The sequence below is a fragment of the Afipia sp. OHSU_II-C1 genome (genome assembly GCF_000497575.1).
In the GTDB taxonomy this organism is placed as follows: domain Bacteria; phylum Pseudomonadota; class Alphaproteobacteria; order Rhizobiales; family Xanthobacteraceae; genus Afipia.
Map to the genome: position 1 here is coordinate 22343 of NZ_APJI01000015.1, position 23946 is coordinate 46288.

Sequence of the window (23946 nt, forward strand, 5' to 3'; positions counted from 1 at the left end):
CTCCGGCGGACGATGTCATGGATTTCCATCGCCCTGCTCGCGGCGACACTGTCGTCCGTTTCCGTCGCACAGACGCCGCAGGCGATGGCGGAGTATCGCCGCAAGCTTGCCGAATACAATGCGGTGCGCCAGCCGTTCGACGAACAGGCCGCGGCCTACTGGACATCGATCAGCGACAAACGGCGGGCGCGGAACGCCAAGCGGCGCAGCGGCGAGACCCTTGTCGCCGAGGATTATGTGCTAACCCAACCGCCGGTCTATAGCGGGCCGCCAAAGCCAATCGATCCCTCGGCGCCGGCCAAGCCGCCGTCGGAGCGCAAGCCGATCCCCGTGGTGGCGGATTTTCTGAGCAATGCGCAGGAGCACTTCCAGTTCACACCGCGCAAACCCGCCTCTGAGATCGACTACAAGCGCGCCTACGCGCAGGTGGCATCGAGCTTCGGCCTGACCCGCGATCAGGCGGTGCGGATCTACAGCTTCGAATCCGGCGGCAACGGCAAGTACGATGTGCAGGCCGGGCTGGAAGGCACCCGCCCCGGCGCCCGCGCGATCTCCACCGCGCTCGGCTACAATCAGCTTCTCACCACCAACACCATCGACCTGCTCGCAGAGCATGGCGGCCTGATCCTCAAATCGCTTGGCGAAAAGATCCGTCAGGCATCGGGACCGCAAAGAGCCGCGCTGGAGCGCAAGACCGCCATCGTCCAGCAGATGATCGCATTCTGCAAAACCGTGCCCAACGAATGGGGGGCGCATGAAAAGCTCGGCGTTACGCCGCGCGGCATGGCCGTACATGCGCTCAACCTCGACATCGATGTCGGGCCGCTGTTGCAGACGCTGAAGCTGATGGATTCAGTCAACTTCGCCAAGCGCAAGGGCTACACCGCGCCGCTCACCGCCGCCGAGCTCGAGATGATGAACCTGACCGGCGACGGCAACGGATTCGACATGGTGTCGATGCCGCAGGCGATGCGCACTATCGTCCCGACGTCGAATTTCTTCCAGCGCAACGGCTATGAGCGCAATCCAGTGGCGATCCGCAACAACACCGTCGCCAAACTGCTGGCGGCGACGGATGCGCGGATGGACAACCAGGTCAATCTTCAGGGCGCCAAGGATCTGGCCGCGGCATTTTGAATGCGGCCGCCTAGACACCATCCAGAATGATCACCGTCGGCTTCTTCGGCAGCGTGTCGCGCGAGACCGACAGCGACCGCGCCGGCCGGATGTCCATCTCGAACTGCCCGTTCATCCGCGCGATGAAATCGCTCAGCGGCGTTGCGAAGCGGTGCATCGGCAGCACGATCGACGAACGCAGCCGCCGCGTGATCTCCGACATGCCGTCGAGCGACAGCGTGTACGTTCCGTCGATCGGCACCATGACAATGTCGAGACGGCCGATCGCGGCATAATGCGTCTCGTCGAGCGGATGATGCAGATGGCCGAGATGGCCGATGCAGAGGCCCGCCACCTCGAAGATGAAAATCGAATTGCCGTCCTTCTGCATCACGGTGTCGGGACCGGAACGCCAGCCGCCGCGAATATCGGTCGGCACGTTGCGGATCAGGGTATCGCCGACGGTCAGCGCATGACGCGCCGGGCCTTCGCCGTCGTTCCAGCCGCGCAGCACATGGGCGATGCGCGGATCGGGGTTGAGCGTGTAGTGGGTCGAATGCGCCCGGTTCATGGTGACGACATTGGGCGATTTGCCCGCGGTGTAGGCGCCGCTGAAATCGGTGGCGATGGTGACATTGCCGGGCGTCTCGATGATATAGGTCGAGTGTCCGGCATAGGTGATCGTTACCTCGCCCTTCTCCGCCGCAACGGCCGACAGGCTCGCGAACATGACGCGGGGGATGGATTGCGCCATCGCAAGACACTCGCTCGGCGGCGCCTTGACCTGCGCAGTGGCGATATCGACCGACAGAATGATGCCGATCAATGCGACAATCAGGCGCAATCGAAACATCGAAAGGCTCCCGTCGAAATGACGCGCGATGCGCCACCGATCGAGTATACACACACCGGCCGGTGACTTGAAAATCCCGTCATGGATGTTTAAGTCTGGTGCTGCGTGCGGGACGACCCGTATTGCTGAAGCTTCGTCGGGGACGGCCCTACATCTCCCGGAGAGATGTCGGGATGGCCGTTCCGGTTGGGAAGCCTTCCCCTCGTCATGCTCCGTTCAGATCGCTCCGTGCCAGCGGACGCGATTCTTTTGCATGCGACAGGGGCATCATGGCCGGACCGATTGAACAGTTCGAAATCAAGCCGATCCTGAAACTCGGCGAGATCGCCGGGCAGCAGATCAATATCACCAATTCGACCGTGTACATGTTTGTTGCGGTCGGCATCATCAGCCTCTTCATGCTGCTTTCGGCGCGGCGACGCAGCCTCGGGCCGGGGCGCTGGCAGTCGGCTTCGGAGTTTCTATTCGAGTTTGTCGCCAGAACCGTGCGCGAAAACGCGGGCGAAGAAGGCATGCGATTCTTTCCGCTGGTGTTTTCGCTGTTCAGCTTCATCCTGGTGGCGAACCTGCTCGGCATGTTCCCCTATGCCTTCACGGTCACCAGCCATCTCGCCGTGACTTTCATGATGGCGATGATGGTGTTCCTGACCGTCACCATTTACGGCATTGCCCGCAACGGGTTCGGTTTCCTGCGGCTTTTCCTGCCCTCGGGCATTCCACCGTACATCGCGGTGTTCATCGTTCCGATCGAGGTGATTTCATATCTGTCGCGGCCTGTGAGCCATTCGGTGCGGCTGTTCGCGGTGATGCTTGCGGGGCATATCACGCTGAAGGTGTTCGCGGGTTTCGTCGTCGGTCTCGGCGGTCTCGGGACACTGGGCATTCTCGGTGCGGCAATGCCGTTTCTGATGGTGCTTGCGCTGACCGCACTGGAACTGCTGATGTGCGTCATCCAGGCCTACGTCTTCACCATGCTCACCTGCATGTACCTCAACGACGCCCTGCATCCTGGGCACTAGGTGCAGGCGCCGCATTCAAGTCCAGAGGAACGACCTCCCCATTTTCGGGCGCAATGACCGGGACGGCCCGGCCCTATGGAGAGTTGGAAATGGCATGGATCTATCTCGCAGCGGCCGGCATTCTTGAAATCGTCTGGGCCTATGCGATGAAGCAGTCGGAAGGATTCACGAAGCCCGGTCCGAGCACGATCACCATTGTGATGATGATCGGCAGCTTCGCACTCCTGTCGATCGCCATGAGAACGCTTCCGCTCGGCACCGCCTATACGATCTGGACGGGGATCGGCGCCGTCGGCGTGTTCCTGGTCGGAATTATCGTTCTCGGCGAGGCGGCGACACTGACGCGCCTTGCGGCCGCAGCCCTGATTGTTTCCGGTCTCGTGATGATGAAGCTTTCGACGCCGGCTTAAGTCATGCGTCCAGGCCATCCAGCCACGCCTGCAAACAGCGCTGTCCGTGCCGGCTGGCTGCCGGCGCGAGGCGCTTCGTTTCGCTGCGCAGCGCCTGAGGAAGCAACCCGGCATGAGACAGTTCGGATGCATGGCCGATCAGGTAGCGCTCAAAACTGCCGCCATCCGCGTCGGGATGAAACTGGAAGGCAAGCACGTTCGCGCCAATGGCGAACGCCTGATTGCTGCACACCTGCGTGGACGCGAGCCGTTCCGATCCTGCGGGAAGATCAAAGGTGTCGCCATGCTAGTGCTTTATCAGTTCATCGTTGGGATGCCCCTGCGGAAGATTTCTTCCAGTACGGAAGGCGTCCCGGCACATCAACCACGAGAAAACTCAACCCGCTGTGCAGAAATGTTCGCTGGGCGATGCGCACCCGCGGGCGCGTTTTAAACGCGTAACGCACGCCGGAGCAGCAAAGCTGATGTCGCGCGGGATTTTCAGTCGTCAAATCGAATAAGGGTCAGCATCTTCGCTGACGCAACTCAGCTCATCCCTACCAAAGAGTGCGCCCGTGCTTTATGAGTTTCAGCAAGGAAACACCCATGGGAGAAACTTTGTATGAAACAAGCTCACGCGTACGTTCCGCGAACGACGAATTACAGCCTCAATCCGGGCGATGAACTGAACGATCTGCGCATGTCGGATCAGGTTCGCCCGCTCTTTGAACACGTCAAGAAATTCATCCGGGACACCGTCGATCCGATGCTCGTCGAATACACCCGGCACGGTGAGGGCAAGAAGGACCGCTGGAGCTTCACACCCGGACAGATCGAGGTGCTGGAGAAAGCGAAAGCGAAAGCCAAGCAAGAAGGCCTCTGGAACTTCTTTCTTCCCGACAGCGAAACCGGCGAAGGCCTGAAGAACCTCGATTACGCCTACATCGCAGTCGAGCTCGCGAAGAATCCGCTGGCATCTGAAACCATGAACTGCTCTGCGCCGGACACCGGCAACATGGAGGTGCTGGAGCGCGTCGGCACGAAAGAGCAGAAGGAGAAGTGGCTAAAGCCGCTGCTGAACGGCGAAATCCGCTCGGCCTACGCAATGACCGAACCGAACGTTGCGTCTTCCGACGCCAAGAACATTGCGACCACGGCGAAGCTCGTCGGCGACGAATGGGTCATCAATGGCGAAAAGTATTACATCTCCGGCCTGGGCGATCCGCGTTGTAAAATCATGATCGCCATGGTGCAGACCAATCCCGATGCACCGCGGGGTAAGCAGCAATCCCAGATTCTGGTGCCGGTCGACACACCCGGCGTTGAAATCATCGGGCCGATGCATGTGTTCGGCGCCGACCACGCGCCGCGCGGCCACATGCATATGCGCTTCAACAATGTCCGCGTGCCGAAGGAGAACATCCTGCTCGGCGAAGGCCGTGGCTTCGAGATTTCACAGGTCCGGCTCGGGCCGGGCCGCATCCATCACTGCATGCGCACGATCGGCAAGGCGGAGAAGGCGCTCGACCTGATGGTGTCGCGCGGCCTGACGCGGGAAGCCTTCGGCAAGCAGATCGCGCATCTCGGCGGCAATCTCCAGATCATCGCGCAGGCGCGCTGTGAGATCGAAGCGATGCGGCTGATGGTGCTGAAGGCAGCCAAGGCCATGGATGTGCTCGGGAACAAGGAAGCCCGCGTCTGGGTCAGCATGGTCAAGGCCATGGTGCCGGAGCGCACCTGCAAGATCATCGATCAGGCGATCCAGATTCACGGTGCAACCGGCATTTCCGAATGGACGCCGCTCGCCGACATGTACGCCGACGTCCGGCACCTGCGCTTTGCCGACGGTCCGGATGAGGTGCACTGGATGGTGGTCGGCCGGCATGAACTGAGCATGGCGTAAGCCGGGATCGGAGCGCGGTATTTCACCGTTATCGCGCTCCTCGCTTGCGGCGTTTGCGCAGGAGCGCAAATGCCGTTCTTCCGATCGGCGGACAAGACCGCTCAATCCCGGTCGGGACGGGACCAAGCGCCGATCAATCAGCTGATCTTCGAAGCCAGATCGATCCAGACCGGCGATTCCCGTGCATACAGCGCACGGGTGGCCGCAAGGTCCATCGCGCCTTCATCGATGCCAAACATCTTGAACATCTCGAGAGCCTTCTCGCTCTTTCCGCCCTGAACGAGAATCTGGGACAGGCGCTCAATGACCTCTTGCGGCGTTCCCTTGGGAACGGCGCAGCACTGATACGTCGTGAGATCGAACAGCGGAGCGGTCGCCCCCTGCTCCTTGAATGTCTTGACGTCGGGAAGAACGGTCAACCGTTTGCGCGGCACCGCGATCGCAACTCCCGCGCCGCTCTGAAGAACGGATTGGGCGCCGATATAACTTCCGATGCCGCCGTCGATGACCTGCCCGACGATATCGGTAAACATCGGAGCTTCGCCGCGATAGTGAACCGGCTCGATCTTAAGATCGTACTGCTTGTTGAGTTCGATGATCGTCAGGTGCCCCGGAGATCCGACGCCGAACGTGCCAAGGCTGACGCGGGGCGCGGACTTCGCATACTGAACAAACTCACCGAGTGTTTTGACCCCGAGCTTGCTGCTCGCGAACATCGGAAGACCACCGGTCGGCATCGCGGCCACCAGTTCGAAATCGCGGTCCGTATCGTAGGCAATATCCTTGATCAGAACTCGGTTCACCGTCATCGCGCCGGAGGTATTGAAGAGCAGCGTGTATCCATCCGCCGCGGCACGCTTGACCTCCGTTGCAGCCAGCGCCCCCAAGGCTCCGGTTTTATTTTCGACAACGACCGACGCGCCGGTCTGCTTGCCGAGGAATTCGCCGTAGGTTCTCGCGAAAATGTCGGTCTGTCCTCCCGGAGCAAACCCGACAACGATCCGGATGGCCCGCTCCGGCCATTGAGGCGCCGCATAAGCAGCAGCCGGCAGCAGAACGGAAGCTGCGCCAGCGCGCAGGATTTGACGGCGATTGAACTGCAAGACGTGTCCTCCGTGACAACACATTATCATTAAGTTCTTTTATAGAACTATATGATGTTGCATAACAACCGCCGCGGCAACGAACACCTGATGCAATATGCCGCATGCGTCGAGGCCACTCGTCACGAGCCAGTATTGAAAAGGAATGGGTGCGGACCGTCCGTTGCGGCGGCGGGATGACGGCTTATTGTGTTGATGATCCGGAACGGAAGCGGGATGCTCCTCACGGAAGCCACCTGAGCAGCGGTCGCAGATGTCCCGACGGAGGTCCGCATGCGAGCATTCGTGACGCAAGCAATGGCGATCGCACTGTCCCTTGCGCCGGTCCATGCAGCTCCGCCCGACAATGCGGACCCGGCACTGGCGCCCTGGTTCAAGGGTTTGAGACAGCCGGGAACGGGCGCGGAATGCTGCTCGATCGCCGATTGCCGCGCCGCCGAGGTGCGGCGGGATGCCCAGGGCTATGAGGTCAAGGTTGACCACAAGTGGCACATCTCGTCAGCCTTCTGGATCCGGGTCCCGGCCGAGAGAATTCTCGCCGAGCGTCACAACCCGACCGGCGGCGCCGTGTTGTGCTACACGCCCGAGGCGGGCATCCTCTGCTTCGTTCCGCCTCCCGAAAGCTGAGATTCCCGGAGCACGGCATGACTCTCGCAACCGATGTCGATTCGCTTCTTCAGAAGCTCGGCGTTCCGCGCAATCTGTACACTCAGGGCTCACGCACGGCGCGCTCGCCGCTCACCGGCGAAACGATCGCCAGCGTGCAGGATGCAAACACTGGCAGCGCGACCGAAGCGATCGCACGGGCGCAAGCTGCATTCCTTGCATGGAGAACCGTTCCCGCGCCGCAGCGCGGCGAACTCGTTCGCGTTCTTGGCAACGAACTGCGCGGCGCCAAGGCTGAGCTCGGACGCCTGGTCACCATCGAGGCCGGAAAAATCCAGTCGGAGGGACAAGGCGAGGTTCAGGAGATGATCGACATCTGCGATTTCGCAGTCGGTCTCTCGCGCCAGCTCTACGGCCTCACCATCGCGAGCGAACGGCCCAACCACCGGATGATGGAGCAATGGCATCCGCTTGGCCCTGTCGGCGTCATCACGTCTTTCAATTTTCCCGTCGCGGTGTGGTCGTGGAACGCCGCCCTCGCCCTTGTCTGCGGCAACCCTGTGATCTGGAAGCCATCGGAAAAAACACCGTTGACGGCACTCGCCGTTCAGGCGCTGTTCGAGCGCGCGGCGGCGAAGATCGATGGCATCCCGGCGGACCTCTCAACGCTGCTGATCGGCGGGCGGGATATCGGTGAGTTGCTGGTGGATGATCCGCGCATCCCGCTGGTTTCGGCGACCGGGTCCACCGCCATGGGGCGCATGGTCGGTCCACGTCTTGCCGCGCGTTTTGCCCGGAGCATTCTGGAACTTGGCGGCAACAACGCCTCGATCGTGTGCCCGTCGGCGAACCTCGACCTCGCTGTTCGCGCCATCGCCTTCGCGGCCATCGGTACCGCCGGCCAGCGCTGCACGTCGCTTCGCAGGCTGCTGGTTCATCACAGCGTTTACGATGCATTCGTCGGACGACTGAAGCAGGTCTATGGATCGGTCCGGATCGGCAATCCTCTCGCGGTGAATGACGTCCTCGTCGGCCCGCTGATCGACGAGATGGCCTTCCGGAAAATGCAGAAAGCGTTGGCGGAGGCGCGGACGTCTGGCGGTGAGGTTTTTGGCGGCGCGCGCGTCGAGGACAAACAAAACCCTGCCGCGTATTATGTCACGCCCGCCCTCGTCGAAATGCCGGCGCAGACCGGGCCGGTGCTGCGCGAGACGTTCGCACCGATTCTTTATGTCATGAAGTATTCGGAATTCGGCGAAGCGATGGAGATGCACAACAGCGTGCCGCAAGGGCTGTCATCGTCGATCTTCTCGACCGACATGCACGAGGTGGAAGAATTTCTCTCGGCCAGAGGCTCCGACTGCGGGATCGCCAATGTCAACATCGGCCCGTCCGGCGCGGAGATCGGCGGCGCATTCGGCGGCGAAAAGGAAACCGGCGGCGGGCGCGAGGCCGGATCGGATTCATGGAAGGCCTATATGCGCCGGGTCACCAGCACCATCAATTTCGGCCACGACCTACCGCTCGCGCAAGGCGTGAAGTTTGATATCGATTGATTTATCCATTTGACGCATACGGGCAAAGTGAAGTCACATAGCGAACGACAGACATCTGCTCGCACGGTCTGTTCTGGTACGTCTCATCGAAACGGAGGGGCACTATGAAAAAGCTTTTCACCGCTGCGGCTCTGGGGGCATCCATTTTCCTGGCATCCTCGTCGGCGTTCGCCGTGTCCTGCACCCAGCAGGGAGAATCTTGCAAAGTCTGGGCCAGCGGCCAGGGCGCCCAGGCCGCCACCTATGCTGCGAAATGCACGCGCGAAGTCTCCGCATGCACCAGCCGCTGCAAAAAGGGCACCAAAGTCTTCATCGGAGTTTACGGCGGTTCCGGCGGCGGCCAGCACTATCCGATCGACGAGTGCAGGTAACGCATAGCGGCGGTTACGACGCCGGTTTGGTCTTGCTGCCTGCCGGATTCCTGTCCGGTTGAGAGTCGCTTGTGACTCTTCACCGTGCTCGGCTTCATCTCATCTGGTGCGAGAGCGGCTTGTCATATGCCAGCTTAAATCGCCGGGCCCGCAACTCACGCCAAATATCATTTAGCGACCGGCTTCCACTCCGTGATCGCTGTTTCGAACTCAAGGAATTAGAACAGTCGAACCGACCGTCTTGCTGCCTTCGAGGGCACGATGAGCATCCGCAGCATCCTTCAGCGGGAAAGTCTGTGCGATCTCCGCCTTAACCTTACCACTGGCCATAGCGTCAAACAGATCAGCGGCGGTGGCTTGAAGATCGTCGGGCTTGGCAGTGTAAGTTGCGAGGGCCGGCCGCGTCACAAACAGTGAGCCCTTGGCTGCGAGCTGGCCGATGTTGACCGGTGGAACAGGCCCGGATGTATTGCCGAAGCTCACCATTAGACCCAGGGGCTGCAAACACGACAGAGAATCTTCCCACGTCACCTTGCCAACCGAGTCATAAACGACCGGCACACCGGCTCCATTCGTAAGTTCACGAACGCGCTCTGCAAAATTCTCCTTGGTATAAAGAACCGTGTGAGTGCAACCGTTCGCCTTGGCGAGAGCCGCCTTCTCTTCGTTACTCACGGTGCCGATGACTGTTACGCCCAACGCTTTGAGCCACTGGCAGGCAATGAGGCCAACACCACCCGCTGCCGCATGCAGCAGAACGGTTTCACCTGCCTTCACCTTATAGGTACGGCGAATCAGGAATTGAACGGTCATGCCCTTCAGCAGCAGCGCCGCAGCCTGCTGATCGGAAACGTTGTCTGGAAGCTTCACCAGAGGAATTGCCGGCATCACGCGCGTTTCCGCGTAAGCACCGGGAGGACCACCGGCATACGCAACGCGATCGCCTATCTTGACATGACTTACGCCTGAACCGACAGCCTCGATCACGCCTGCAGCTTCAAGCCCAAGGCCGCCCGGCATCGGGATGGGATACAAGCCAGAGCGCATATAGACGTCAATGTAATTCAGGCCAATTGCCGTATGCCGGATACGAACCTGCCCTTCACCTGGTTCACCGACTTGAATGTCTTTCCACTGCAGCGCATCCGGTCCGCCTGTCTTGTCAATAACGATAGCTTTAGTCACTTTTGCCTCGATTGATGTGATGGAGAATTACAAGCAACAACTGCCTGGCGCGTCGCGCAGACCACCTGCTTACGACTGACCACGCATGCACTTCTTCGTGCTTATTCGAATTATCGCAATCTTCAGACTTCGCCCGCAGCCTCAATATCCTTCAGATGCTGACGAAAACCGTAACTTGGCTCGCGCTGCCTCCGCGCGAGGTACTCGCTGAACTGCGTCTGGGAACGATAGCCACGGCCTTCCTTCATGCCTTTGAGTTGGCGAGCCTCAGTCTCCCGATAGGCAATCGCAGCAGCAACGATATCCTCAAGCCGATCTTCCGGCAGGAAGAGAACCCCATTGGCATCGCCCACGACGAAATCTTTGGATGTAATGACGTGCGTACCGATGATTGCCTGGCTGAGGATGTCCGGCGGCCGCACATGCAAACGCTGTGGCCCGGTTGGCAACGATCCCATACTGAATACCGGAAAGCCGATATCGCTGAGTTCTGCACTGTCGCGATGCAGCCCCCAGACGACAAAGCCTGAGATTCCGGCCGCCTTGGCCTCAAGAACAACGATATCGCCGATACACGCCTCATCCATACGTGCGCCATTATCGATAACGAAGACATCGCCGGCCGAGGAACTCTCAAGAGCTTCGAAGAAAATGTCGATGCTCCCCACATGCCGAATCGGCCGCGCACGTCCCGCGCACCGCATATTGTTCGCAAGTGGACGCAACCCCACCGGTGCGAAGCGAATCGGAACACCTGTTCTCAGACAACCATCAGCGAGATAGGGGGTCGTAAGCGTGTTTAGCTGATCGACCAAAAGCTGGCTCAAGATGTCCATCTCCATGCATAGGTGGAGCCCGCCCGATCGCGTTCCGCGAAATCGGTTGCTCGACCTAGACATTAGCAATGGATGATAATTTCGAATATCATATAGTTAGGAAATCACAATTCTGGAATTCGAAAGTATGAAACCCAACTTCGATATGGACGCTTTGCGCACGATGGTCTTGGGGCTCGAGCTTGGAAGTTTCGCCCGGGCCGCGTCGCAACTGGGGCGCTCACAATCCGCCATTAGCATGCAGCTAAAGAAGCTTGAGGAACAAGCGGGACAATCGCTGTTTCGTCGCAACGGCCGCGGTCTTGTCCCGACTGAAGCTGGCGACTCCCTTCTCATGTATGCCAGACGCATCATCGCCCTGAATGACGAAGCTGCAGCGTCTGTCGGCGCGGCGACGGCTGCTGCGTCAGTGCGCATGGGACTTCCTCAAGATTTCTTCGAAGACGTGATGCCCGATGCACTTAAACAATTTTCACGGAAGCGCCCCGCAGTCCACGTTGAAGTCCGTGCTGGCCGTAATTATTCACTCGAGGAAGATATAAACTCTGGGCGCCTCGATGTTGCTCTGGCTTTCTTCAAACCTAATTCCTCTAACCGCGGTACTTTGATCGCCTCGTTGCCAATGATGTGGTTCGGCGGAAAGGGAGTGAACGGATCAGAAGCAAGCGATCGGATCCCGCTTGTCGTTTTCGATCATCCATGCCTCTTTCGTCAGGCGGCACTTCAAGTCCTGGAACGAAACAGGGTTCGTTGGCGCTTATCACTCACAACGCCAAGCCTGCCAGGTGTTTGGGCGGCCTTGCAATCGGGATACGGTATATCGCCAAGAACGTCCCATTGCGTGCCCTCGGGCATTCGAGATGTGGGCACAGAGTTCGCCCTTCCATCCCTACCAGCGATCGAGCTACGGATGCTGTATGCAGCTGAGTTGTCTCCTGCTGCGTCCGATCTACGGGAGATTCTTCATCTCGTTGTACAAAAGCGAGTGAACGGGGCGATAATCAAACCGCAAAAACGCTGAATGAGCTCTCGAGTTCGCTTACGTCCCGCAACAACCGGTTTTACTCCCCTGTGCCGACCCACGTCGGCCCAACATGTTTCGACGTACTCATACTTTAACCGACATTCGCGACGAAACACCGATACGCCGAAGTGAGGCAGCAGGAAAAGGCATAAGATAAGAGGCGGCACATTAGTAGGTGTATTACGCTGTCTCGCGAAGAAACCTCTTCAACAGCTCTTCAAACCATTCCGGGTCTTCAATTTCCGGAAAGTGACCAATGCCTTTACGCTCAACGTATTGAGCGTGCGGCGCGATGGTCAGCAGAGAGCGTTTATCGCTACGCCGATGGGAAGGATCACCTGCACCCCAAACCGCAAGAGCGGGCTGGCTGAAAGAAGGAAAAACTGGATCGGCAGCACCACGACCGAACCAGGCCTGGATCAATGAAGCCAGGCAAAAATTCGCACCATGAGCGAAACACTCGCAGGATTGATTTAGAAATGACCCCGCGAGATCGGACGAACCAAGCGCATTAGGATACCATGTCTTCGGCGCACTCGCGCGCATCTTATAGCTAACCTCCTGCCCAAGAAACGGCCTAGCCAAGTCGCCAGCAGGATCAACGATCTTACTCGTCCATATCTTCTCCTGCTCCCAGCTGAGCGCCTGCATCAGTATCAGGTGGCTTACCAGTTCGGGACGCCTGGCGGCTATCAGCGCCGAGGGGTAAACGTTGGTACAGGTTGGGCAAAGCACAAACGGGCCGTCTAACGATGACAGCAATTCAGCGTAGCCATCCGTGAACGCTTCAAGTGTAAAATCGAAGCTCGGCTTAGGCGTCGAAAAGCCAAATCCTGGCGGATCAACAACAATAACACGCATCGACCTCGTAAGCCGATCGAAGACCGGATCATGATGCTCAAGCGCGTTCGGCCCGTCCGCGAAAAAAACAACGGAAAGATCGCCTAGTCCACCCTCACGAATGCGAAAGTGAATAGATTCGGTTTCGACATAACGCACGCCAGAACGTGAAGCACTTCCCCACTTGCTATGTCTGGCAGACTGAACCGGCGATAGGGGATGAGTGTCCAGCATACTTGCGCGCATAAAACCTCCGTGGCGCAAGACGATCATCGCGCCCTATGAGCCTGATGCAGATAGCAATGCGCCAAGCATCACCCTAACGCAAACGCGTCATCTGCAAGTGAGGCATACCTGTCAGTGATATAGCCCCGCGATTAAGTCTCATGAGAGACCTACGGAGAAACTCTCCTCAACCTGTCTCGATTTTCAGCAAGTGATATATTTTCAATCGCTGGCAAATTTTTCTCATGCATTGGATTTTGCACTCCTATGTCAATTTTACTCTCACACGACAAGTCGAATGACGTTCTGATTGAATCTTGCACTGAGATCAAATGGACCAAGACCAAATTCCGATTTCCGAAAGTGATTCAACAATAAGCATCTACTTAATCTCCGGAGATTCTGCATGAGCTCAGGGCCGCCTACTGACGTCTCGATATGGCATACGATTCGGCGTCAAGCAGTTGCGGTCGCGAAAGCTGAGCCAATACTGGCTGCCTGGTTACATGAAGCAGTACTTAATCATATCAATTTTGAACACTCGCTGTCGCATCTCATCGCCAAAGCAACCAGGGGAAGCCGGAATGACAAAGCACTCATCCGTCAAACTGCGCAGCGCATTTACTGCGACGACCCCTCTTTGATCGACACAGCAATCCGCGATCTTAATGCACCACTGCAACGCGATCCGGCTTGCTCTGGGCCACTTCACGTTCTTCTTCACTTCAAGGGCTATATCGCGTTGGAGGCGTATAGGATCTCGAATCACCTCTGGCGGGAAAGACAATATGACCTTGCTAAAACACTTCACCACTCCATCTCTCACGCTTTGCATGTCAGCATCCATCCGTCTGCAGTCATTGGAGACTCTCTATTCATCGACCATGGCACGGGCGTCACAGTGGGAAGAGACGTCGTTATCGAGCAAGACGTATCGATGCTTCAGGGGGTTACGCTTGGCAGCTTGCTGGACGGCTCAGTCGGCGCTCCGCGAATAGGTCGCGGCGTACTGTTATCAGCAGGAGCGACAGTGCTCGGTAATGTAGAGATTGGAGACTTCGCCAAGATTGGCGCTGGCTCATTGGTCCTAACATCAATTCCATCGGGATGTACCGCAGTCGGCGTCCCAGCTCGATTGGCTGGCTGCACACCAGACCCTCAACCGGCACTCAGCATGGCACAATCGCTGCCATAGGTGACCTCTCGCAAGCCTCGATGCCGAACGTATCTCACTTGTGCAAACACGGCATCGGCCGATTTACCGAAACCGGTTCCTACATTCGACAGATGAATGAAGGCCGTGCAACGAAATAACGCATTTCGATCTGGCCGATCGCATCTAAAAGTAAATAGGCAATTATGGGATAAATGAATGAGTTACGTTCTTATTATTCACGCTGTTAAAGACTACCAGGCTTGGAAGTCAATTTTTGATGCCGCTTCCGATATGCGTAAAATTGCTGGAGAGCAGAGCTACCATCTTCTGAGAGAGGAGCATGACTCCAAAACGATCGTTCACTTTTCCAGTTGGAGTTCTCTTGCAAAGGCACGATCATTTTTTGAGTCTGAACAGCTAGTGGAAATTCGCCGACAAGCTGGCGTTGAAGAACCGCAATTTATGTATCTACATGCTCTGGAATAGGGGACGCTTTAGCTTGCTAAAGGCTCTGCAGGCTTGTGGCTCAACCTATTATGGGCGAGGTAGTGGCAAGGATCGGAGCATGGGCCCCAGAAACCTTCTTGAAATTGAAGCGTTTGTGGCCGTGGCCGAAACAGGATCGGTGAACCGAGCGGCCATTCGCCTAAACTTGACTCAGCCGGCGACCACGCGACGAATTCAGAATTTTGAATCCGCCATGGGTTCTACACCTCTTTTCGATCGAACGGTCAAACCTGCAGTACTGACCGCATTTGGTGCTCATGTTCTCGAGCATTGCCGCCGAGTATTGGCTGCAGTGGCTGAACTAGAAACTTGCGGAAGCTTAAGAGAGGATATTTCCGGCGTTCTAAAAGCCGGAATCGCGTTTGGACTTGAAGAGACATTGTTGAGCTCTCCATTCAATATGCTTAGACGAACATTCAACAGGATCAAACTAGAAGTCACCTCGGATTGGTCTAAGGAGTTGATAGAAGATGTACAAACAGGAGCGCTCGACTGTGCAATCGGGCTCCTAATGCCTGATCAAGCAGGTTCGCTCCATTTGCTACAGACTCCAATCGGAACCGAGCGAATACTCGTTGTTACCAAGGCGCACCAACACAATCTTGCGGACGAAAGATCTTATCGCCTTAGTGATCTATCCCATCAGCCCTGGTTTCTAAACCCAGTAGGTTGCGGCTGTCGCGCCGCTCTTCTCAGTACATTTGATCGGTTAGAGTTACCTATACAGATTGCCGCAGAAGTCTTTGGAGAAGATCTCCAACTGTCCTTGCTTGCTCAAAGCGGCGGGCTCGCTCTCGCGCCCCAGCGGCAATTCGAGAACAGCCCCTATAGAGAGGCGCTAGAAGTGCTCGACGTGAGTGACTTTGATCTTTGCGCCACAATATCTTTGATGCGCCACCCAATTCCGGGGCGATTCAATACTGCCCTCAATCTCATGATCGAGGAATTGCAGTCAGCGATTTAATTTTTTTGCATAATGATCATAGATGAAAAGCATTTGAAAACCCGGCGCGACGCCAACAGTATGACACGACCTTAATGACGCGCTGAAAAGCGACGTAGAGCACAATCAAGGAACAATACTCATGATTCTTTCCGTTCTTCGTTCTCGGCTTAAGCCGAATATCCAAGATGAATATGCGCCTTTATCAAAGCGCATGAGCGAACTCGCTCCAACTATCGCAGGCTACATTTCTCACAAAGGATTTGTCGCTGAGGATGGCGAACGAATAACCATTGTCGAATTCGACTCCGAAGAAGCACTGGAGAAGTGGCGGACTCATCCCGAACATGTCGACGCAAAACGGCGCGGCTATAGAGAGTTCTATACCTTCTTCAGCTACCAGATTTGCTCAGTAATGCACGCCAGGTCGTGGACAGCACGTGGCGAACCGAGGGCGAACAGCGATGCAAGCGAGATCGTGGCAAGAACACCTCGCACCAAGGGCGGACAAATACTTGGGAGAATATTCAGATTGCGGAATCTTTATCGGTTCAACGCATTTTAGGGATAATCGCTCGGGCAATTAGTACCGCGGGCGTTGCGATGCAAGTCGCTTCTCACTATTGAAAGCGACTTGCATCGGCACGCCAATTAAACTTAAAGATGTTATTCGGAACAAGCCCCAAGCTGGTTCATTCTAAGTATCGCTTCATCCGCCAAGGCCCTCGTTAGATCTCCGGCGGGCAACTCTCGTCCCAACTTTATCGATTGTCCCGCCCAAAGATTTGTGTAGTCAACCTTTCCAAGCTTCTCCGCTCCAGTTTTCAAGGGAGCAAGCGCAGTGGCTGAGTGTGGGAAAGCCGGCGCTAAACCAGACATGGGACCGACTTCTCTCATAATCCTATTAAATACGCCGCGCGCGGGGCGTCCGGTCATGACATTTGTTATGACGGTCGATTCATCCGTAGCATCGGCAAATGCTATTTTTGCAGCAGATATTGCCTTGGATTCGCGGCATCTCAGGTACGCACTGCCAACTTGAACTCCAGAAGCCCCTAAAGCGAACGCTGCCGCTATTCCACGCCCATCCGCAATCCCTCCGGCAGCAATCACAGGCAAGCCAACCGCATCGGCCACTTGCGGCACCAAAGAAAAGGTTCCTGGCTGAGTGAAAATGTCATCTGTAAGGAACATTCCGCGATGCCCTCCAGCTTCAGCCCCTTGGGCAATGATGACATCCGCCCCATTCTCTTCCAGCCAAATCGCTTCTCTGACGATCGTGGCGGACGCCATTACAACGCACCCAGCCGACTTCACTCGCCTGAGTAAAGATTCAGTTGGAAGGCCGAAATGAAAGCTGACGACTTCAGGTCGCAATTCCTCAATGAGATCGCACATCTTGCTATCAAACGGAGCACGATTGGCAAAATGAACAGGAGCCTCAGGGTCTAAGCCAAGTTCAGCATAGTATGGCGCTAACCGGCGCTTCCAACTGGCCTCACTGAGTGGATCAGCATCGACAGCTTCATGACAGAAAAAATTGAGATTGATTGGCGCTGAAACGCGAGAGCGAATTCTTGCAACCTGTTCACGCACCTGCTCTACGGAAAGGGCTGCGCAGGCTAACGATCCCAGACCTCCTGCCAAACAAACGGCCGTCGCCATCTCGGCATCCTGCACCGCGACCATCGGTGCCAGAACTATCGGGATTTCAATCCTCAGGAGATCCAGCAATCTTCGATCAGACCACACCACACATTTCCTCCCGTGCCGAAAACAAGATGAGATCATCTTCATCTCACCCGGATTACCTAATGGCGACGGAGTTGATCTAGTGATCCCCGCAACCGCCAAAGGCACCGATGCTATGCTCAAGTCTCATGCTAGATTCTTCCAGATCAAGCGTGAGCTTCGCGGCTGTCTGACGGCGCTTGCTCACGTTCGTTCATGCCGTAGTCGCGTATTACCGCTGCGACGCGCAGCCGATAATTAAGAAATACATCCTTGCGGCTATTCGATTGGACGTTGCGATGAACATCCCAGTTGCGGAAGGCATCGACCGCAGCCTCATCACGCCAGATGGACAGAGCGAGAAGCTTGGTTGGGTCTGTAACGCTCTGAAACCTCTCGATTGAAATGAAGCCGTCGATTTTTTCGAGCTGGGGACCCAACCTTGCTCCCATATCGAGATAGGTCTGCATTTTTCCCGGTGCGGGCCACGACTCGAAGATAACTGCAATCATTTTGTTCATCCAATTCTGTCTATCAGAGGTATTCTGAGTATCGACGTTAGGAACTACCGCGGGGACTAACTCCGCAGCGGAAGCCGACCCTCTTGGAAAAGCATTCTTGCTGCAACATCGAAACCTTTCCATGCAGCAGCCGCGAGCGATGCACCTATACTGACTCGGCGGACCCCAATCGCAGCCAGCTCCGATACGGCAGGGCTAGGACCAGTAATCATCACATTCACAGGTTTGGGCTGGACCGCGGCCACGATGCTCGCAATCTCCGACAGATCGGTAATACCTGGAGCATAAAGACAGTCTGCGCCGGCTTCGGAATAGGCAACCAGACGGGCAATCGTCGCCGCAAGATCCGGCTTCCCGATAAAGTGCCCTTCTGATCGTCCAACCAAGAGAACATTCTCGCCAGACTGGTCGATTGCGCTACGTGCAGCACGCACACGCTTCACCGCTTCGCCAAAATCCAGAAGATCATTATCCTTGCGATCTTCGATGGACAAACCAGCGACGCCCGTATCGATCGCCTTCAACACGTTTGTAAAGACGCCATCCGCATTGTCGGCATAGCCGGTTTCAAAATCCGCATTCACTGGGAGAGATGTGGCACTGCATAGCGTCCGCAAATGAGCCAACGCTTCGTCCAAGGTGAGCTGCTGATCTTGACGTCCCAGCGACCAAGCATAGCCCGCGCCTGTGGACGCCAGCGCCTTAAAGCCGAGCTTTTCAAGACGGCGCGCGCTGCCAACGTCCCATGGGTTTGGAATAACGAAACATCCGCTCTGATGCAGAGCGCGGAAAGCCACACGTCTTTCCGCATATTGACCAGCCATATTTCCCTTTCTCGGCATCTGATCAGGCCGGCAAGAAAAGGACACGCCACCTGCAAGTCAAAATCTGGTCCAGAATGAAATAGGTAGCCAACCACGGCAAATGAGTAATAGTACGTCGCGCATGAATCGGGGTCACGTCCGAAGAGACCTCAAGCCAGATCGACCTTAACCTCGTCGAGGATCCAGGAACGAAACGCAATGATGCGCGGATCATCTGCGCGGCTTTCCGCACCTATCAGCCAATACGACGTATTGCTGTTTACCGTCTCCCACACCTCGACCAAGCTACCGGCCTCGAGTTCGGAGTTGACCAGCGGCTTTCGCCCGATGGCAACACCGAGACCCTGGCTGGCTGCTTCGAATGCCATTTGGATCGTGTCGAAGTGCAATCCTTTCGCCAGGTCCGGTGCAGGGCGCCCGCACCCGAGGGCCCACGCGGCCCAATCCTCGCTCACCGTAGTGACATGAATCAGCGGCGATTGCTCGATATCCTTTAGCTCTCGCACGCGCTCGAGAATAGCCGGGGCGCATACAGGCACCATGGCCTCATTTAAGAGCTTATCTGCAATGAAGCCGTGCCAATTTCCACGTCCCATGCGAATGGCAAGATCCACCCCGACATCGGACAACTCGCTGCGTTCGTGCGAGGTGTCAATGACGATGCGAATGTCTGGATGACGCTCACGAAACCTGTGAAGCCGCGGAAGCAACCATTTTGCTGCAAACGTAGGGGCCATACTTATTGCGAGCTGCCCTAATCCCTGCTGGTTGGCAATATTCGCGCTGCCGTTGGCAAGTAGCTCCAACGCTTGCCGTACCACCGGAATGTAAGCGGTGCCTGCTTCGGAGAGCACAATCCCCTTGGTCGTGCGAAGGAATAATGGTGTACCAAGCCAATCTTCCAGAGACTGGATACCATGGCTGACTGCGCTCGGCGTCAGCAGAAGCTCCTCTGCTGCATTCTTGAAGCTTAGAAGACGGGCAGACGCCTCAAACAGGCGAAGCGAATTTAGTGGGGGCAATCGATGGCGCATCACGTGCTCCTTCCTTAACGCGCTTGTAGCACGGCGGAACTGTCGTGAGCGACCGAACTGAAGGATTTTCATGCGCTATTGAACGTCATCAACCTGTTTGGAATTCCAGACGCACGCTCCTCATCACTTCAGCCGACGCTTAAAGAAAGCCAGGATCTCATCGCGCGCAGCAATTGTCGGCTGCCCCGCTTCGTCGATCAAATGAGCCGTCACCACGCTATGGGGGGTCGTCACATGGGTTGCGAAGAAAGGCGGAAGGTTCGTACTGGCCGCACTGTCCGGCAGCACCCGCGCGACAAAGCGGTCGCCAAGTGCCTCCGAAAACGCGGCAAACCGTTGAGCCTTACAGAACTTGTCGCCCGCGAAACGGTAGGCCATCACCGTAAGATCTTCCCGATCAAGACGCTCGCGCACAGCAGCAAGCTCTTCGGGTGCCATCGCCATTCCGGCCGGATCGTTAAGCGGTAACGATGGCTGCGATACGACCGGCGCTAGCATGGACGGTTCAAGCATCATCGAAAGCGCAAAATTCCCGGTGAAGCACATGCCGATCGCCCCCACACCAAGACCGCCGCATTCCTCATGTGCGAATTTCGCCAGTGCACGAAGCCATACAGTCACGGGACTGGATTCATTGGCAGCAAACGCACGGAACTCGGCGCTGACACATGCCCGCTGCATCACCGCAACTCCCTCTTCTGCACTGACAAGAGCTCCATCGCGCCCGAATAGCGAAGGCATGTAAACCGTGAATCCGGCATCGCGTACCCAGCGGCTAAATCGCGCCACGTGAGGACTGATGCCGGGCATTTCGGTCATCACGATCACGGCCGGTCCACTTCCTGATACAAGTACTCTTTTTGTGATGCCGATAAGCGTGATCTCACGGGCAACAAAATCCTCAAGTGCGTCGTCCCTGTCTACAGGCCGCGTCAGCATCGATTGGCTCCTTGTGATGCGCTAAATGGATCGCTCGCAGGCGATGTGATTGCCAGCGTGGCTTCCTGCACGTCGTAGTGCGAGAACGTCACCGGTCTCAGCTGGCGACGACAAGATGTTGCAGATGCCTGTAGCCGGACGCCGTTGCGTGCTCTCGCAGGCTCCAGAGACGTCCGTTAACACCCCACATGCCGTCTTCGATTTCATTGAACAGAAAGGAACTTGAGATCCGGCGCGTCTCTCCGGGTAACGCCTCGGCAACAGCCTTGTGGCCAAGCTCGGCAAAACGAGCCCGGCTTTGCTCGTCAAGAACCCCCTTAGCGACAGTAACTGTCGCGATAAACGACACCACCGTGCCGGACAGATCATTGCCACCGAAGGTCCAGCTTCCGGCGCCTCCCTCCTCGATCATGACCACGCACAAACCACGCTTGCTCGGCTCATCTGGGATTTGCTCGCACTCCACCGCAACATTCACGAGATTTCTGGAAAGAGCAGCTTTGGACTGATCATTCAGAACGCCCGCCGGCGCCTTGACAGAGATAAGCGGCATCGCACTTCCTTTAGGTCCATTTATTGGACTTAGGCTTGTAGCAAGCTAAATCCATTTTGGCAACTCAGATAATGTGTATAATGCCGTGATGACCGACACCCCTCCGATTCGCCGCTCTCCAGTACCGCCCAACGATTGCAACCTCTGGAAAGCATTCGAAGTGATCGGGGATCGCTGGATTCTCGTGATCCTGCGATCGGCCCTGTATGGGGTGCGACGCTTCGACGACTTCCGGAATGAATTGGATATCCCTCGCAGCGTACTGAGCAATCGGCTTGCCCGGTTGGTCGAGAGCGGCCTGATGGAACAGCGGGAGTATCGCGAGGAGGGACAGCGGACGCGGATCGAATATCCGCTGACGAAGATGGGACAGTCGCTAGGTCTGTCTTTCACAGCGCTGACGGAGTGGAGCGATCACTGGATCGGGAAAGGCTCGGGGCCTTTGTCTCTCCGCTCGAAAGCAACGGGACAAAAGCTAACCGTTGCCCTGGTCGATGAACAGGGTAAACCTGCGAGGAAAGACGACGTTGAAACTGTTATTAGTCTTCCTTCGCGCTCCTCCAGACAGCCGCGAAAGTAGCGATCTCCGGGCGGCCAATTTTGCAGAACGAGATGCGCCAGTGGACAAGAGGTCATTGGTGCCCAGAAAAACACGTGAAAGCATCAGTACGGGTTTCCGTCCTTATGCGTAAACAACCAACCCGAGGCTCCGAGGTTTGCAACCAAGTCATCGTGAGGATAACTCGCACTGTCGCCCGGCGTTCTATCCCCGATCTCCAGATAGACCACCCTTTCGTCTGACCGATTGACCAAATGATGAGCAAGGCCCGCCGCAGGAAACCCTGCACACATTCCCGGCGCCAACTCTATTTCCCCTCGGTCAGTTACCAAAGTTGGTCTTCCGCTCACAATATATACAAACTCATCCTGCTTACTGTGGCAGTGCATGATTGACGATTCCCCGCCAGGCAGAAGCTCCGTTAGGTTCACGCCGAAATTTTTGATACCAAAAAGATCCCCCAGCGGCCGTTTTACGCGTTTGGACATACGCGAGCGAAACGGCTCGGGGTAACATGATAGCTTCCTGCGCTCTTCTGCATCACTTGCAAATAGCGCAAGAGGACTGCGTTCCGACGTCTCGTTCATTTCGTTACCGGATCCCTAGATCAAGATCGATAGTGTAAGTAACCGATTGGCTTTTGACTCCTACGAAAAATCGAAAGCTTGACTTCAATTTTCTTGAGCCATTCTGACGGTCAAGATTATCAGACCCTCTCCCCTCGCCACAAAATGAAGAATTTTCATGCGCTGGCGAGGATTATGAGTTTGTTTGACTAAGTCGACACCGGCAATTTTCTCCTAACCTGCTAGCAAGGAGATTATTATGACCGTTGACCAACCCGTGCTCATGAGTGTGGAAGGCAATATCGCGACACTCACCCTCAACCGCCCTGAGAAGCTGAACGCACTTAGTTATGCTCTCATCGACACTTTCCAGCAGCACCTGGATGCCATAGAGCGAGACGACTCGATCAGAGTCGTCATCCTTACCGGATCTGGTAAAGCATTCAGCGCAGGTGCCGATATCGCTGGGTTCTCGTCGAGTGTCGCGGCCGGCGTAAACATTGCCATGCGCGAATTCGTTGGACGCGGCCAGGCGTTCACAAAGCGGGTTGAAAACTTCCCAAAACCCATCATCGCTGCAGTGAACGGGTTGGCCTTCGGCGGCGGATGCGAGGTAGTTGAGGCATGTCCGCTAGCCATCTCAAGTGACGAAGCCCGTTTCGCCAAACCAGAGATCAACTTGGGGTTTCCTCCTCCGTTCGGTGGAACACAGCGCCTTCCGCGCCATATTGGGCGTAAGCGTGCCTTGCAGCTTATTCTGACTGGTGACTCGATCTCAGCGCAGGAAGCCGCACGTATCGGTCTGATCAATGAAGTTGTATCTGCCTCGCAGCTCATGATGCGCGCCCGCGAACTCGCGGCCAGAATCATTGAGAAGCCGCCTGCTGCGGTCAGAGCGAGTCTTGCGAGCGTCACCCGCGGCATCAATCTGTCGATCGATGAAGGGCTTGCCGTCGAAGCCAATCAATTTGCGCAGATGGTTCCCACGCGCGACATCCGAGAGGGGATCGATGCATTTCTTGAGCGTCGTCCTGCTCATTTCAACGGGCAATAAAAACCTTGAATCACACGGATTTACAGCACTTACATACGTGGAAAAGAAATGACCGGACATGTTGACCTGACTAAAGAGCGCTTCATCGCTCATCGAGACAACCAGCGCGACGGCAAGGCCCACTTGCTTAACCTCATTCGGCTACGCGAACATGCGAACTATCCGGACGGCCATGCCTCAACCGGAGTCGAGGCTTATCGAACTTATGGACGTATCAGCGAGCCGGTCCTCGCACGACTAGGCGTAAAGATTGTATGGGAAGGCCGTTTCGAGAACATGCTGATCGGCCCGGATGAGGAGAATTGGGACCTAAGCTTTGTTGCAGAGTACCCAAGCCTGGCAGCCTTTAACGAAATTCTCCGTGATCCCGTTTATCGAGAAGCTGCGGCGCACCGAAGAGCTGCAGCTCTGGATTCTCGCCTCATCCGTCTTGCTGCTTTGCCTCAAGGGACCAGATTCGGACAATTCATTTGAGTATTCAGCAAGCGGACCTATCGCGAGCCTAGGGGAATGAGTCGATTCATGGAATTCTC

The 23946-nt window shown here is 56.5% G+C and carries 28 protein-coding genes; 15 read left to right on the forward strand and 13 right to left on the reverse strand.

The window, feature by feature from the left end; genetic code table 11:
* The first annotated feature begins 12 nt into the window (after window positions 1–12).
* The gene (locus I554_RS0116630) at window positions 13–1137 is read left to right on the forward strand and encodes a hypothetical protein (protein WP_024577306.1); all 1125 of its coding nucleotides are present in this window, start codon (window positions 13–15) and stop codon (window positions 1135–1137) included.
* A gap of 10 nt (window positions 1138–1147) precedes the next feature.
* Here the strand turns inward: I554_RS0116630 and I554_RS0116635 are convergent, their stop codons facing one another.
* A complete protein-coding gene (locus tag I554_RS0116635; RefSeq protein ID WP_024577305.1) occupies window positions 1148–1969 on the reverse strand; it encodes an MBL fold metallo-hydrolase in 822 nt (273 codons plus the stop codon).
* A gap of 269 nt (window positions 1970–2238) precedes the next feature.
* Here I554_RS0116635 and I554_RS0116640 point away from each other — a divergent pair, with 269 nt between their 5' ends.
* Together I554_RS0116640 and I554_RS0116645 are read left to right on the forward strand one after the other, a co-directional pair.
* Window positions 2239–2988 carry a F0F1 ATP synthase subunit A gene (locus tag I554_RS0116640; RefSeq protein WP_024577304.1) on the forward strand — a complete coding sequence of 250 codons (750 nt, stop codon included), beginning with the start codon at window positions 2239–2241 and terminating at the stop codon, window positions 2986–2988.
* 89 nt (window positions 2989–3077) lie between these two features.
* Window positions 3078–3398 carry a multidrug efflux SMR transporter gene (locus I554_RS0116645; protein ID WP_024577303.1) on the forward strand — a complete coding sequence of 107 codons (321 nt, stop codon included), beginning with the start codon at window positions 3078–3080 and terminating at the stop codon, window positions 3396–3398.
* Between the two features lies 1 nt (window position 3399).
* On the opposite strand, the gene I554_RS25665 is transcribed toward I554_RS0116645, so the two are convergent.
* Window positions 3400–3594 (reverse strand): hypothetical protein, encoded by a 195-nt coding sequence (locus I554_RS25665; protein WP_152527707.1) that lies wholly within the window; start codon window positions 3592–3594, stop codon window positions 3400–3402.
* Window positions 3595–3999: 405 nt separating this feature from the next.
* On the opposite strand from I554_RS25665, the gene I554_RS0116655 reads away from it, so the two are divergent.
* A complete protein-coding gene (locus tag I554_RS0116655; protein WP_024577301.1) occupies window positions 4000–5280 on the forward strand; it encodes an acyl-CoA dehydrogenase family protein in 1281 nt (426 codons plus the stop codon).
* A gap of 137 nt (window positions 5281–5417) precedes the next feature.
* Here I554_RS0116655 and I554_RS0116660 read toward each other — a convergent pair whose 3' ends face one another.
* Entirely contained in the window at window positions 5418–6383 is a 966-nt protein-coding gene (locus I554_RS0116660; RefSeq protein ID WP_024577300.1) for a tripartite tricarboxylate transporter substrate binding protein, read from the reverse strand.
* A gap of 273 nt (window positions 6384–6656) precedes the next feature.
* On the opposite strand from I554_RS0116660, the gene I554_RS0116665 reads away from it, so the two are divergent.
* The 3 genes from I554_RS0116665 (at window position 6657) to I554_RS0116675 (ending at window position 8916) form a co-directional block, all read left to right on the forward strand.
* Window positions 6657–7010 (forward strand): hypothetical protein, encoded by a 354-nt coding sequence (locus I554_RS0116665; RefSeq protein WP_024577299.1) that lies wholly within the window; start codon window positions 6657–6659, stop codon window positions 7008–7010.
* Window positions 7011–7027: 17 nt separating this feature from the next.
* On the forward strand, window positions 7028–8545 hold the full coding sequence (locus tag I554_RS0116670; RefSeq protein ID WP_024577298.1) for an aldehyde dehydrogenase family protein: 1518 nt from the start codon (window positions 7028–7030) through the stop codon (window positions 8543–8545).
* A 104-nt stretch (window positions 8546–8649) separates the two neighbouring features.
* Complete coding sequence (locus tag I554_RS0116675) at window positions 8650–8916, forward strand: hypothetical protein (protein WP_024577297.1); 267 nt, start codon at window positions 8650–8652, stop codon at window positions 8914–8916.
* A gap of 210 nt (window positions 8917–9126) precedes the next feature.
* Here I554_RS0116675 and I554_RS0116680 read toward each other — a convergent pair whose 3' ends face one another.
* Window positions 9127–10101, reverse strand: a complete 975-nt coding sequence (locus I554_RS0116680) for a quinone oxidoreductase (protein WP_024577296.1) — start codon at window positions 10099–10101, stop codon at window positions 9127–9129.
* A 122-nt stretch (window positions 10102–10223) separates the two neighbouring features.
* Complete coding sequence (locus I554_RS0116685) at window positions 10224–10928, reverse strand: hypothetical protein (RefSeq protein ID WP_196812818.1); 705 nt, start codon at window positions 10926–10928, stop codon at window positions 10224–10226.
* 136 nt (window positions 10929–11064) lie between these two features.
* Between I554_RS0116685 and I554_RS0116690 the strand changes: the two genes are divergently transcribed.
* The gene (locus I554_RS0116690) at window positions 11065–11958 is read left to right on the forward strand and encodes a LysR substrate-binding domain-containing protein (RefSeq protein WP_024577294.1); all 894 of its coding nucleotides are present in this window, start codon (window positions 11065–11067) and stop codon (window positions 11956–11958) included.
* A gap of 183 nt (window positions 11959–12141) precedes the next feature.
* Here the strand turns inward: I554_RS0116690 and I554_RS0116695 are convergent, their stop codons facing one another.
* On the reverse strand, window positions 12142–13074 hold the full coding sequence (locus tag I554_RS0116695) for an alpha/beta hydrolase (protein WP_081710796.1): 933 nt from the start codon (window positions 13072–13074) through the stop codon (window positions 12142–12144).
* Between the two features lie 358 nt (window positions 13075–13432).
* Here I554_RS0116695 and I554_RS26460 point away from each other — a divergent pair, with 358 nt between their 5' ends.
* The 4 genes from I554_RS26460 (at window position 13433) to I554_RS26930 (ending at window position 16197) form a co-directional block, all read left to right on the forward strand.
* Complete coding sequence (locus I554_RS26460; protein ID WP_081710797.1) at window positions 13433–14221, forward strand: hypothetical protein; 789 nt, start codon at window positions 13433–13435, stop codon at window positions 14219–14221.
* A gap of 177 nt (window positions 14222–14398) precedes the next feature.
* A complete protein-coding gene (locus tag I554_RS0116705) occupies window positions 14399–14668 on the forward strand; it encodes a hypothetical protein (protein WP_029659498.1) in 270 nt (89 codons plus the stop codon).
* Window positions 14669–14747: 79 nt separating this feature from the next.
* Window positions 14748–15653, forward strand: coding sequence for a LysR family transcriptional regulator (locus I554_RS26465; RefSeq protein ID WP_192817723.1), 906 nt, complete (start codon window positions 14748–14750; stop codon window positions 15651–15653).
* A gap of 121 nt (window positions 15654–15774) precedes the next feature.
* On the forward strand, window positions 15775–16197 hold the full coding sequence (locus I554_RS26930) for an antibiotic biosynthesis monooxygenase (RefSeq protein WP_024578186.1): 423 nt from the start codon (window positions 15775–15777) through the stop codon (window positions 16195–16197).
* A gap of 101 nt (window positions 16198–16298) precedes the next feature.
* On the opposite strand, the gene I554_RS0116720 is transcribed toward I554_RS26930, so the two are convergent.
* From I554_RS0116720 to I554_RS0116745, 6 genes are all read right to left on the reverse strand, one after another.
* Complete coding sequence (locus I554_RS0116720; RefSeq protein WP_024577290.1) at window positions 16299–17384, reverse strand: nitronate monooxygenase family protein; 1086 nt, start codon at window positions 17382–17384, stop codon at window positions 16299–16301.
* A gap of 146 nt (window positions 17385–17530) precedes the next feature.
* Entirely contained in the window at window positions 17531–17875 is a 345-nt protein-coding gene (locus I554_RS0116725) for an antibiotic biosynthesis monooxygenase (protein WP_024577289.1), read from the reverse strand.
* 65 nt (window positions 17876–17940) lie between these two features.
* Entirely contained in the window at window positions 17941–18708 is a 768-nt protein-coding gene (locus I554_RS0116730; protein ID WP_024577288.1) for an isocitrate lyase/phosphoenolpyruvate mutase family protein, read from the reverse strand.
* A gap of 149 nt (window positions 18709–18857) precedes the next feature.
* Window positions 18858–19742 (reverse strand): transcriptional regulator GcvA, encoded by an 885-nt coding sequence (gcvA, locus tag I554_RS0116735; protein ID WP_024577287.1) that lies wholly within the window; start codon window positions 19740–19742, stop codon window positions 18858–18860.
* A gap of 123 nt (window positions 19743–19865) precedes the next feature.
* Complete coding sequence (locus I554_RS0116740; RefSeq protein ID WP_024577286.1) at window positions 19866–20681, reverse strand: dienelactone hydrolase family protein; 816 nt, start codon at window positions 20679–20681, stop codon at window positions 19866–19868.
* Window positions 20682–20778: 97 nt separating this feature from the next.
* Window positions 20779–21234 carry a hypothetical protein gene (locus I554_RS0116745; protein WP_024577285.1) on the reverse strand — a complete coding sequence of 152 codons (456 nt, stop codon included), beginning with the start codon at window positions 21232–21234 and terminating at the stop codon, window positions 20779–20781.
* Between the two features lie 88 nt (window positions 21235–21322).
* On the opposite strand from I554_RS0116745, the gene I554_RS25670 reads away from it, so the two are divergent.
* The gene (locus tag I554_RS25670; RefSeq protein WP_024577284.1) at window positions 21323–21814 is read left to right on the forward strand and encodes a helix-turn-helix domain-containing protein; all 492 of its coding nucleotides are present in this window, start codon (window positions 21323–21325) and stop codon (window positions 21812–21814) included.
* 83 nt (window positions 21815–21897) lie between these two features.
* Here the strand turns inward: I554_RS25670 and I554_RS0116755 are convergent, their stop codons facing one another.
* Window positions 21898–22380 carry a cupin domain-containing protein gene (locus I554_RS0116755; RefSeq protein ID WP_024577283.1) on the reverse strand — a complete coding sequence of 161 codons (483 nt, stop codon included), beginning with the start codon at window positions 22378–22380 and terminating at the stop codon, window positions 21898–21900.
* Window positions 22381–22618: 238 nt separating this feature from the next.
* Between I554_RS0116755 and I554_RS0116760 the strand changes: the two genes are divergently transcribed.
* Both I554_RS0116760 and I554_RS0116765 read left to right on the forward strand, forming a co-directional pair.
* Entirely contained in the window at window positions 22619–23413 is a 795-nt protein-coding gene (locus I554_RS0116760) for a crotonase/enoyl-CoA hydratase family protein (RefSeq protein ID WP_024577282.1), read from the forward strand.
* 48 nt (window positions 23414–23461) lie between these two features.
* Entirely contained in the window at window positions 23462–23887 is a 426-nt protein-coding gene (locus tag I554_RS0116765) for a DUF1330 domain-containing protein (RefSeq protein ID WP_024577281.1), read from the forward strand.
* The last annotated feature ends 59 nt before the right edge of the window (window positions 23888–23946 follow it).